This window comes from Marinococcus sp. LNHM5E3-2.1, assembly GCF_056034365.1.
Map to the genome: position 1 here is coordinate 88,165 of NZ_JBQLIB010000011.1, position 11,038 is coordinate 99,202.

An 11,038-nucleotide genomic window follows, 5' to 3' on the forward strand; every position below is an offset into this window, starting at 1 on the left:
TCCAAAGTTTCTCTACGCTTATTGTTCCACTTTTTTCCGTCTTACAAACACAGGACGTTTCATCATTCCCATTGCAGAGACTGAAGCTCCCATGCATCGACATGAAAGACTGCAGGTGTTTCAGCTGAAAATTGGAGCTCCCCTTCTTCCTGCTCCGGGAACAGGCGGGAGGTCGAGACATATTCCCCGTCGTTCACAAACACTTCTGCAGAGGAACGGTCAAACAGGCAGCGAATCGAACGCACGCTGTTTACCCGGCCCGTACGGCGGACCAGAGCGCCCGTCTCCAGGTCCGGCCGTTCAAAGGTAATCGTCTGCTCCCGGGCATTATAGGAAATATGAAAATAACGGCGCCAGGAAACGGTCCAGCTTTTATCCTCCTCCACATCCAGATAAACCTCTGCCACTGCGGCATTCCATGACTGCCATACTACCGCCTCATTATTCACAGCAACGACCGCGGATGCGTGCTCTTCCCGCAGCTGCCGGTACTCTTTAATTGGCTGCTGGTACAGGTGCCCGTTTTTCATTGTCAGCTCCCGGGGGACCGTCAGACAGTGAACCCAGCCATCGACAATCGTCGGCTGCGCCTGTTCCTGCTGGTCCGGCACTCCCATCCAGCCAATCATCAGACGCCGACCCCGTTCATCCAGAAACGTCTGCGGGGCGTAAAATTCAAAACCGAGGTCAATTTCACGAAACCTGCCATGGGAAAACGTGCCCAATTCCGGGGAGAATTCGCCGGCAAAAATACCGGTCTGATACTGATTCTGATACCGATACGCTTCTGCTTCAAGTCCCTGAGGAGAGATGAGCAGTACCCGAGAGCCGTCCAGTTCAAAAAAGTCCGGGCATTCCCACATGTAGCCAAAGGAGGCATCCAACGTAACGCCTTTTCCGGCAAGTGGTCCTAAATATTCCCACTCCCACAGGTCCGCCGAACGGTACAGCAGTATCTGTCCTTCCAGGTCAAGGCGCTGGGCACCGATCACGAGCCACCAAAAATCCGCCTCAAACCATACTTTTGGATCACGGACGTGAGCAGTGTACCCTTCCGGCTGATAAATCACCGGGCCGTGCTTTTCAAACTCCACTCCGTCACTTGAGACTGCAACACACTGATAGCTCGTCCGGTTCCCGTGTTCGTCTTTGACATTTCCTGTATAAAACAAGTATAGAAGGCCCTCATGCGCTACCGCACTGCCGGAATAGCAGCCGTTTTTCTCAAAATCGTGCACTGGTGCAAGTGCCGGGGGCAGAAGCTCCCAATGGACCCAGTCCCGCGTCGCCGCATGCCCCCACCATTTGCTGCCGTGACCGGTGTGAAACGGCATCCACTGGTAAAACACATGGTACACTCCCTGCCACTGCACAAGACCGTTCGGATCATTCATTAATCCTGCTGGAGGCATCAGGTGAAACTGCTGTCGAAAGGGGCCAGCCGCTTCAACTGTTTGTACTATTTGTTCTGCTTCCTTTCGAAGCGCCTGCTCCTCTTTCATTGCTTCCTCCTTATACAGCTTTTTCCTCACTGTCTTTTTCTGTGTTTGTTTTTTCTTTCTTCGGCTGCTGTTCTTCTTCCTGCCAGCCGAGCAGCCATGCCGCGGTAAATGCGCCGCCAACAGCGACCAGTAAACCGATTGCGTAGTTAACCGGATCGTTTGCAATCGCAAACATCGGCAGGCCGGTCACCCCAATGCCATTTGCTGTGACATTGGTAATTGTCACGTACGCGCCGCCAAGAGCACCGCCAATTGCAGCCCCGATAAATGGCCGGCGGTAGCGGAGGTTTACCCCGAAAATGACTGGCTCTGTGATGCCAAGAAAGGCAGCGAATGCTGACGGTCCAGCGATTTCTTTCATTTTTTTGCTCTTCGTTTTCACCCATACGGCAAGCCCGGCTCCGCCCTGAGCTACGTTAGCCATCGCCCATATAGGGAGCAGGTAGTTGAAACCGACCTGGCCGAGAATTTCTGCCTCGATCGCGTGAAAGCTGTGGTGCACACCGGTTAAAACAATCAACGAATACAGGCCGCCAAAAACGAGTCCGGCAAAACCGGCACCCGAATCATACAAAAATGACAGCGACGTAGTTACGCCTTCTCCGAGCAGACGGCCTAGCGGGCCGACGACCATTAGTGCTACAAATCCTGTCGTCATGATCGTTAAAAATGGAGTTACGAGCAAATCCACCATATTAGGTACAAATTTACGGAACAGCTTTTCGAGCCAGCACATGACATACACAGTCAGCAGCACCGGAATAACCGTACCCTGATAGCCGAGCAGTTCGATATTCATGCCGGCGAAATTGAGCATTTCCGGCTCAACGCCGCCCTCCTGCAGCCCCCACGGGTTCAAAAGCGTCGGGTGGGTCATAATCCCGCCGACAACAGCCCCTAAGTACGTATTACCGCCGAATTCACGTGCCGCACTGTAGCCAATTAAAATCGGGAGAATAATAAAGGCAGCCGAGGAGAACATATCAAGCAGAATGTATAACGAGCTGTCGCCGTCCGCCCAGCCGAAGCGGTTCATCAAATTCAAAAGACCCATCAGCATACCGGCGGCTACAATAGCCGGAATGATCGGCACGAAAATATTGGATAGCACCTTCGCAAATCGTGATACCGGATTCATTTTCTTTTTTACAGCTTCATTATGATCCATTTGTTTTTGTTTATGCTCTGCGGATTCGTCATCGAGACCAATTTCCTCTGCAAATGGCTGAAACACCTTATTAACCGTACCTGTGCCAAAAATAATCTGAAACTGTCCGGAGCTTGAAAAAGCTCCCTTTACGCCTTCCAGGTCTTCAATTTCCTGCTTATCGATTTTGCTTTCATCGTCGATGACCAGCCGGAGCCTTGTAGCGCAGTGGCTGGCGCTGATAACATTATCTTTTCCGCCAAGGAGCGGTACAAGTTCTTTTGCTATTTGTTTATGATCCATTCGGACATTCCCTCCCCTAAAGTAACGGAAGCTGTTTTTAAACATAAAAAAGACCCAAAACGAGAAGGGTAAACGTGTGCCTAGGATACACGTTTCCTGTCCTCATTTTGGGTCTTGCCTGCTCGAAGCAGTAACAACTCCCGATATGTGTAATGTACGAAAAGTATACAAAATGAAAAGATTTATGTCAACGCTTTCTTTTCAAATTTATGAAATCGACTGATTCGATAAAATGCGTTGAATATGAAGCGCAATATAGCCGATTTCCGGCAGGGGAAATGGAAGACCTGCCTCCTGTTTAACGTAATCGGCCAGCTCGTACGCGACAGTATAGGCCTTCTCATATTTCGTCTGAATCAGCTCGAGCATCTCGGGGTCCATGTCATCAAACACTTTTCCGTCCTCTGCTCTCGAAAGGGCGAAATTTAAATGAACGACGAGCCGGTGATATGACATACCGCGATCCGCAAGCTCGAGCCCGGCACGGTCTTCCACAATTTGAATCAGCTCCTGGATCAATGAGGTTCTGTGCATCGTCTCCTCCATTGATCCGGTCTGCAGCTTCGCCGTATGCAGATGCAGTGCAATATGGCCTGCCTCGTCCTCCGGCAGCTCGACGCCCAGATCTTTTTTGATCTTCTGAATGGCCCAAACGCCGATGCTGTACTCCTCCTGATAAAGCGCCTTAATTTCATGAAGCAGCTTATTTTCTATTTTAAACCCCTGCTTAATACGTTCGAGCGCAAACGCCAGGTGATCAATGATGGAAATATGGATGTGATCGCTGAGGGGCAGATGCATTTCGCCCTCCGCGTAGCTGATAATTTCTTCCCCGACTTCAATAACTTCAATCGGAAGAGTCTTCAAAAGCTGCTCAAATTTTGGCGTTTCTTCTTCCATGCTGAATATCTTTTCTATTTTCTTCTGGTTAACGGGATCGTTTTTACCTTTTTGAAACCCAATTCCCGCACCAAAAACGATCTTCTCACGGTCTCCGTGATGGACGACTACCGCATTATTGTTCAGTACACGCAGGATCTTCATGCACCGGCCTCCTCTCCTTCGATACTATATCACCCTCCGGCCGAGATTTCACGTGGAGCGTAAACCTGTCTTTCTCCGAAAAGATAACACAAAAAGCCGCCGGTCGTATAACCCGGCGGCTTCATGAACGTGCAGATAAATTTATTTCAGGCCGTGTTCTTTTTTATACGCTTTCGAGTACTGATCAGCTGCCTGCATGGCGCTTACCACGTCGTAAGGAGTCAGCGCAAACGGCATATTATGGCTGCTTTCTCCTTCAGTTAAGGCCGCTTCCGCCACCTTCATCAATTCTTCCTCCGACGCGTCTCCAAGATGAAGATCATCCAGAGTGATCGGCAGCTCCAGGCGGTAATACAGATCCACGTACTTTTCGAATTCCTCTTTCGAGCGGTTCTCAAGTGTCAGCTGGCTCAGCGTGCCAAAGGCTACTTTTTCCCCGTGCGTCATGTGATGCACGTCCCCGTCGAGAACGGTAAATCCGTTATGAATCGCATGAGCAAGCGCAAGGCCGCCACTTTCAAATCCAAGACCGCTCAAAAGCGTATTTGCTTCGACAATCTGTTCAAGGGCATGGGTGACAATCTGTCTTTTGTTGGATTCATAGGCGAGGAGTCCATATTGAAACAGCGTTTCTTCACACTTTTCCGCAATTGCTGCGCCAGCAATCGTGGAAAGTCCGCCGGACATTGCGTTGGCGTTCGCCTGAATAGCCATGCGCGCTTCCACCCATGTGGCCATCGCATCTGCTATCCCGGACGCGAGAAAACGGGGCGGGGCGCCGGCGATGATTTTGGAATCCATGACGATTAAATCTGGATTTTTCGAGTAAAAGCGGTACGATTCGAACACACCCTCGTCCGAATAGATAACGGAAAGGGCGCTCGTCGGGGCGTCTGTGGAAGCCGTCGTCGGAACGATGACGCAGTAGGCATCAGGAATCTGGTCACGTACCCCTTTTGCTGTATCGAGCGTCTTACCGCCTCCTACAGCCACAATCATTTCTGCTCCAGCCGATTGGGCTTCTTCGGTAATCCGGTTAATTTCCCCGGTGGAGGCTTCCCCGTTAAAGGTAATGTTTACGGCTTCTATACTCTGCTGCTTGAGGCTGTCGACTACTCTGTTGCCGGCCAGGTCCCATACAAATTCGTCTGCAATCACAATTGCTTTACTGCCCATTTCTTTAACATAGGCGCCTACCTCATCCACAACGTCGACTCCCTGCACATATTTACTCGGACTGATAAATACTTTGTTTCCCATTTTCATTCCTCCAGGTTCAATTTTCCACTCTTCAACATTATTCCCTTATGTAAGATTTTTACTCATCATTAAAAAGCGAACTTATGTTCGTATAAAGGTTGTCATTTTTAACAGAAGATGCCTTTTATACATATAACATACAAGGAGGAATCCATATTGACCGCGACCTTTCATCAGCAAAAGCTCATTCAGCAATTTTTAGACTTCTCCGACCATCAATACTTCTGGGAACACGGGTATACAGACAAGCTCGATGAGGCCTTCCGCACCTTTTTTCTCGATGTGAAAAAGCGGGTCTTCATGCAAAAAACAATTTACTGGGCAGCGGTTCACTATGATAAGCGGGAAAGAAAGCAACGGGACCGGTTTCCACTTGCTGTTGATACAGGGGAAGAAACGCCTCAGACGCTCCTTCCCGCTGTTTCTTTTGCAGATCAGGCCCGGAGCTTTTCCGTCAAACTTTCCGGACATATTGAAAATCCGGAGCTTTATGAAATTATTCAACAGCGGCCTGAGAAGGAGCAAGCGGTGTTATACGCTTTGTTTGTTGAAGGAGCGACAACGGCGGAGACAGCCCGGACGATGAACGTGTCCCAGCAGGCCGTTTCTAAAATCAAACAAAAATCCCTGCGCATCCTAAAAACACATTTGGAAAACTGCGTGGCATCCATTGATAAGTAATTTATGTTTTTTCTTGTATTCCTTTACAGGAATTCCTTGAAAACAGTGTCCGAGCGCCTCTGAAAAATGTATAATAGATGCAACCTTAATTGAAGGAGGATACATATGGGAAATTGGTTAACAGCTGATACATGGTTTTATAACCTTGTAGGGTCTCTCAGTGACGTGATCTGGAGTTACCTGCTAATCGCACTCTTACTTATTTTAGGCGTTTATTTCACCATCCGCACCGGCTTTGTGCAGTTCAGGCTGCTCAAAGAGATGGTTGTACTTTTATTTAAAGAGGGCACTGATCGCTCAGGCTTTAGGGAACGCAAGGGTACTACAGCGTTTCAGGCATTTGCGATCAGTACCGCTGCCCGTGTCGGTACCGGGAACCTTGCCGGGGTAGCCCTTGCCATCAGTGCCGGCGGTCCTGGTGCAATCTTCTGGATGTGGGTCATCGCTATTATCGGTGCTGCTACCGGGTTTGTGGAAAGTACGCTTGCACAGATGTATAAAGTAAAGGATAAAGACGGCTTCCGCGGCGGCCCGGCCTATTATATGGAGCAGGCATTGAACGCCCGCTGGCTCGGTATTATTTTCGCTGTTTTGATTACCCTTTGTTTTGGTTTTATTTTCAATGGCGTGCAAACCAACACGATCGCCCAGGCGTTCAACGGTGCTTATAATATTCCAACAGTTTATGTCGGGATCGCCATTATGCTTTTAATTGGCGTTATTATTTACGGCGGGGTCCGGCGTATCGCTGTCGTAGCCGAAATTATTGTGCCAATTTTTGCTTCGCTGTATGTAATTGTAGCCGTTATCATTATGATTATTAACATCGCAGACGTACCGCAGGTATTCGGTCTTATTTTCGGTCAGGCCTTCGGAATTCGTGAGGTCGCCGGAGGCACAATTGGCGGTGCTCTCATGCTTGGTATCCAGCGCGGGCTCTTCTCCAACGAAGCCGGTATGGGTAGTGCACCGAACGCGGCCGCAACAACGTATGTAAGCCACCCGGTCAAGCAGGGACTCGTTCAGTCTCTTGGTGTTCTGACGGATACGCTTATTATATGCAGCGCGACAGCGTTCATCATTCTGCTTTCCGGTACGTACGCTGATGCCGGGGCAAATATTGAAGGCATCCAGCTGACCCAGCAGGCACTCGCCTTTCACTTAGGGGACTGGGCACAGACATTTGTGTCTCTTGCCATTTTCTTCTTTGCTTTCAGCTCCCTGCTCGGGAACTATTACTACGGGGAAGTAAACGTGGAATTCATCTCTCCAAAACGCAGATACGTCCAAATTTTCCGTGTCTGCTTCCTGCTGTTCGTTCTTCTTGGAGCAGCCAGCGGCCTCGAGCTTGTGTGGGCGATGGCAGACCTGTTTATGGGCTTAATGGCAGTCGTCAACCTTATAGCGATCGCGCTGCTCGGTCATATAGCTGCCGCTGCCCTCAAAAACTACATGGATCAGCGTAGACAGGGCATTGATCCGGTCTTTTACAATGACAGCATACCGGGACTGAAAAATTTAAAAGTCTGGGGCAAAAAACGGTAATTCTGTTCCATCCAGCCTGCATCTTTTTAGAAGATGCAGGTTTTTTGTGCATTTTTTTCTGTATATACCGTGTTACGTGGTACGATAAAAATATAATGTTATAAACTATACCTCGTGCCGGGCACGGGTTTTGAAAGGGGTACCAATATGCCGGACCGTTCCACCGCCCTTCAGCCTATCGTCTCCTATTCGCCGGAAGAGGGACTTTACACAGCAGAAGACCAGGTTGCCCTGGAAAAGCCGATGACGATTGTCGTAAACGATGAAGAGTTCGCAACACTTGTATGCACCCCCACCCACGTTGAGGAGCTCGTCGTCGGGTTTCTCGCATCTGAAGGAGTCATCTTATTTTACCGGGAGATTGAATCGGTTTCTCTTGACGATGACCTGGGCTTTGCCTACGTTTCCATCAACTCCAACCGGGTAAAGGAAGCTTCTTTTTACTCAAAGCGGGTGATTGGTTCCTGCTGTGGCAAAAGCCGCCAGTTTTATTTTCAAAGCGATGTCCAGACAGCGAAAACAGCTGTTACCAAACGCACGCTCACACCTGAGCAGTGTCTTGGTTTTATGAAGGAAATGCAGGACAACAGCGTCGTGTTTAAGAACACCGGCGGAGTCCATAATGCTGCCATTTGCAATACAGACGGCATTATCGTTGACCGCTCTGACATTGGCCGGCACAACGCGCTCGATAAGCTGTACGGGTACTGTCTGATGAACGGCATCCAGGTACGCGACAAAGTACTTGTTTTCAGCGGGCGCTTAAGCTCCGAGGTGCTGACTAAAGCAGCCAAAATGGGCATGGGCATTATTTTATCCAAATCCGCTCCGACAAACCTTGCAATCCGCCTTGCAGATGATTTAAATATCACGGCTGTCGGGTTTATCCGCGGCTCTACCTTTAACGTTTATGCCCATGCTGAACGAATCAGCGCCGACGTCCCTTCTGCGACAAAATAAGCACTGGCCTTTATGGCTCAGTGCTTATTTTTCAGTTTATCCAGCTTTTTATACAGGGACTTTTTCCATTCTTCTGAAAGAGCGGCACACTCCAGCGCTTCTTCAACTTCGGCCGGATCTTCTGAATGGTAGGTGATCCGGTTCACGCTAGCAACACTTAAGGACGTGGTTCTCGTTTCGAGGTGCAGCGGCTGATTTTTTTCTATGGTTCCTGCCTGGCGCACCCGCATGTAATAGCCGGAATAACTGGTGTCACGAACATAGAGGGGCAGCTTTTTGATGCCGTGGCGTTTCGCAATTTTATAGCAGGGCTCCCGCGGCTGGCTGATTTCCACAACTGCTTCTCCCCAGCGGAAAACGTCGCCGATCATCACATCCTCCTCGACACCGTTCTGAACCGTCAGGTTTTCCCCAAACCCTCCGTGCGGAAGAGCGTCCTCGAGCGTTCTGCTCCAGTACGCGTAATGCTCCCACGGATACACACAAACTGCTTTCTCCGGGCCCCCGTGGCTCTTTTTGTCTGCCTGCTCATCTCCATCCAGGCCGGTCTCCGATAAATACAGGGAATCTTCGGATCGTTTTGTTTTATTAATAGCCGAAAATACTGGCTTTTCTTTTTCGGCTGATATGTCTTCCGGCTTTCCCGTAAACCATTCCATTACCCGTATGTTCATACACTGTACCTCCTCGTGTAGTATATTTAGATTCTTTCTCAGCTTATTATTTAAGACTGACGGTTTAAGGATGCTTTCCCCAGCATTTTGCCGAGCAGCGTATCCCCGTAAACCGTAGCAATAATTGCCACAAAGACGAGCACAATGCCGAAGGTCTGCCAGAGCGTGAAGGAATCACCAAAAACAGCTACACCGATGACGATCGCCACCACCGGCTCGATAATCGAAAGGATGGAAGCCCTTGATGATTCCACATGGGCCAGACCGGCTGTATATGCTACATAAGCTATCGTTGTAGCTGCCACAGCAAGCCCAATGCCGTTCCACCATACACCCGGCTCTGTAAAAGCCTCCGCCTTTTCCCACAGGCGGCTCGCAGGCAGTAAAAACAGGCCGCCGAGGATCATGGAATAGGTCGTGATCGTAAGCGGATGATACCGGCCACTTAAAAACTTTCCAAAAATGCTGTAGAGCGCGTAAAAGAAACCAGAAGCAACACCGAACAAAACGGCCGCTGCGGCGACACTGTCCGACCCAAGAGGGATCAGTCCGACCGCGTACATGCACCCGGTAATCATAATCACAAGCGCCGCTATTTTCCCTGTCGTCAGCGTTTCCTTAAAAACAAACCTGGCAATAACGGCCACAAACAACGGCCCCGTGTAAAGCATCACTACCGCAAGAGAGATGCCGGACACCTCCATCACCGAGAAGAAGAAAAAGTTAAAAAAAGCAATACTGATAATACCAGTGCCGACAAACAGCGGCAGATCCTGCCAACGGATGCGAAGCAGACTTCTCTCCACAATACTCAAAAACAGGGTAATAATAACCGCTGAAAAAATCAGACGGATGCCTACGACCTCCCATGGTGTGAATCCATATGTATATAAGTTTTGCACAAACAGCCCCGTTGTGCCCCACAATGCTGCCCCTGCCAGGACTAGCAGATACGCTAACCGTGCCGGCATGACTCTCTCTCCTTTTATGTTTCGCTGCATTATTTATATGAATTAAGCTTATCATATCCCCCGTCTCAGCTGACAAAATCTGCATAAAAAAAGCAGAAGACCATACAGCCTTCTGCTTCTGTTTACATCGCGTGCTTGATGCCTTTGTCGACGAGCCACCAGTTCACCGGATAGCTGGTTAAAAATCCGATAACCATCGCAATCTGCATCATAAACCAGAATGTTGGGCCGGCCGGGCTTGGCGGAGCCGCAAAGAACACAAAATGAACTAAAGCCATAAAACCAAACATACCGATCTGATAAGCAACAAGCGAGAGTGTATCCGCTTTGGCGGCTTGTTTGATGCCATGGCTTTTGCTCATCTGTTCATTCATCGGCAGGATAGACGCCAGCTGAAAGAAAATCCCGAACGTATAGGCCAGTATAAATTCCACGATATAGTCAGCGAACAGCCTGGTTCCTGCAATCGTCCACCCTAAAGCCACAACGATGGGAATACCTATAATATCTCCAAGCGCACATCCGGCGCCGCAATGACTGGTGGAGGCGACCGTTGACTGCCACATCGGCTTATCACCATGCCCTTTACGTCCGATATAATAATAGAAAAACAGTCCCAGTGGTCCCGAATACAGCACGGTCAGCGGCCATACAATATTCATAACCATCATTGGCTGCGGATTTCTCCGGACATCCACGATCACGATTGCCGTAGAAATAAAGGCAGCTGCCAATGAAACAACAGCAACAATAGAAATCGTATCCATCATATTGCCCCCTTTCTTTTTGTTTCATGGACAATGATACCCCGCATACGTATATTTTACACATCTGCAATACATAAAGAAGGCTTTCCATTTCGGAAAGCCTTCTCCAGATTGTTGAGAAACAAAATAAAAGCGTCATGTTTGTTCGTGGATCGTTCGATCCACGTTCTTTTTTGGCTGGTGC

10 protein-coding genes are annotated in these 11,038 nt (G+C 49.2%); 3 read left to right on the forward strand and 7 right to left on the reverse strand.

What is annotated here, in order from left to right:
* Positions 1-62: 62 nt before the first annotated feature.
* The 4 genes from ACTRXH_RS12555 to ACTRXH_RS12570 form a co-directional block, all read right to left on the reverse strand.
* Complete coding sequence (locus ACTRXH_RS12555; RefSeq protein ID WP_474282408.1) at positions 63-1,502, reverse strand: glycoside hydrolase family 32 protein; 1,440 nt, start codon at positions 1,500-1,502, stop codon at positions 63-65.
* A 10-nt stretch (positions 1,503-1,512) separates the two neighbouring features.
* Complete coding sequence (locus ACTRXH_RS12560) at positions 1,513-2,952, reverse strand: sucrose-specific PTS transporter subunit IIBC (protein ID WP_474282410.1); 1,440 nt, start codon at positions 2,950-2,952, stop codon at positions 1,513-1,515.
* Between the two features lie 207 nt (positions 2,953-3,159).
* Entirely contained in the window at positions 3,160-3,996 is an 837-nt protein-coding gene (locus tag ACTRXH_RS12565) for a PRD domain-containing protein (protein ID WP_474261065.1), read from the reverse strand.
* Positions 3,997-4,137: 141 nt separating this feature from the next.
* Positions 4,138-5,256, reverse strand: a complete 1,119-nt coding sequence (locus tag ACTRXH_RS12570; protein ID WP_474261064.1) for a glycerol dehydrogenase — start codon at positions 5,254-5,256, stop codon at positions 4,138-4,140.
* Between the two features lie 156 nt (positions 5,257-5,412).
* Between ACTRXH_RS12570 and ACTRXH_RS12575 the strand changes: the two genes are divergently transcribed.
* From ACTRXH_RS12575 to fdhD, 3 genes are all read left to right on the forward strand, one after another.
* The gene (locus tag ACTRXH_RS12575) at positions 5,413-5,937 is read left to right on the forward strand and encodes a sigma-70 family RNA polymerase sigma factor (protein ID WP_474282412.1); all 525 of its coding nucleotides are present in this window, start codon (positions 5,413-5,415) and stop codon (positions 5,935-5,937) included.
* 105 nt (positions 5,938-6,042) lie between these two features.
* Positions 6,043-7,482 (forward strand): alanine/glycine:cation symporter family protein, encoded by a 1,440-nt coding sequence (locus ACTRXH_RS12580; protein WP_474261062.1) that lies wholly within the window; start codon positions 6,043-6,045, stop codon positions 7,480-7,482.
* Between the two features lie 147 nt (positions 7,483-7,629).
* Positions 7,630-8,442 carry a formate dehydrogenase accessory sulfurtransferase FdhD gene (gene fdhD / locus ACTRXH_RS12585; protein ID WP_474282414.1) on the forward strand — a complete coding sequence of 271 codons (813 nt, stop codon included), beginning with the start codon at positions 7,630-7,632 and terminating at the stop codon, positions 8,440-8,442.
* 17 nt (positions 8,443-8,459) lie between these two features.
* Here fdhD and ACTRXH_RS12590 read toward each other — a convergent pair whose 3' ends face one another.
* The 3 genes from ACTRXH_RS12590 to ACTRXH_RS12600 form a co-directional block, all read right to left on the reverse strand.
* Entirely contained in the window at positions 8,460-9,116 is a 657-nt protein-coding gene (locus ACTRXH_RS12590) for an MOSC domain-containing protein (RefSeq protein WP_474282416.1), read from the reverse strand.
* 50 nt (positions 9,117-9,166) lie between these two features.
* Positions 9,167-10,087, reverse strand: a complete 921-nt coding sequence (locus ACTRXH_RS12595; protein WP_474261059.1) for a DMT family transporter — start codon at positions 10,085-10,087, stop codon at positions 9,167-9,169.
* 122 nt (positions 10,088-10,209) lie between these two features.
* Positions 10,210-10,854 carry a DUF4396 domain-containing protein gene (locus ACTRXH_RS12600; protein ID WP_474261058.1) on the reverse strand — a complete coding sequence of 215 codons (645 nt, stop codon included), beginning with the start codon at positions 10,852-10,854 and terminating at the stop codon, positions 10,210-10,212.
* Positions 10,855-11,038: the final 184 nt, after the last annotated feature.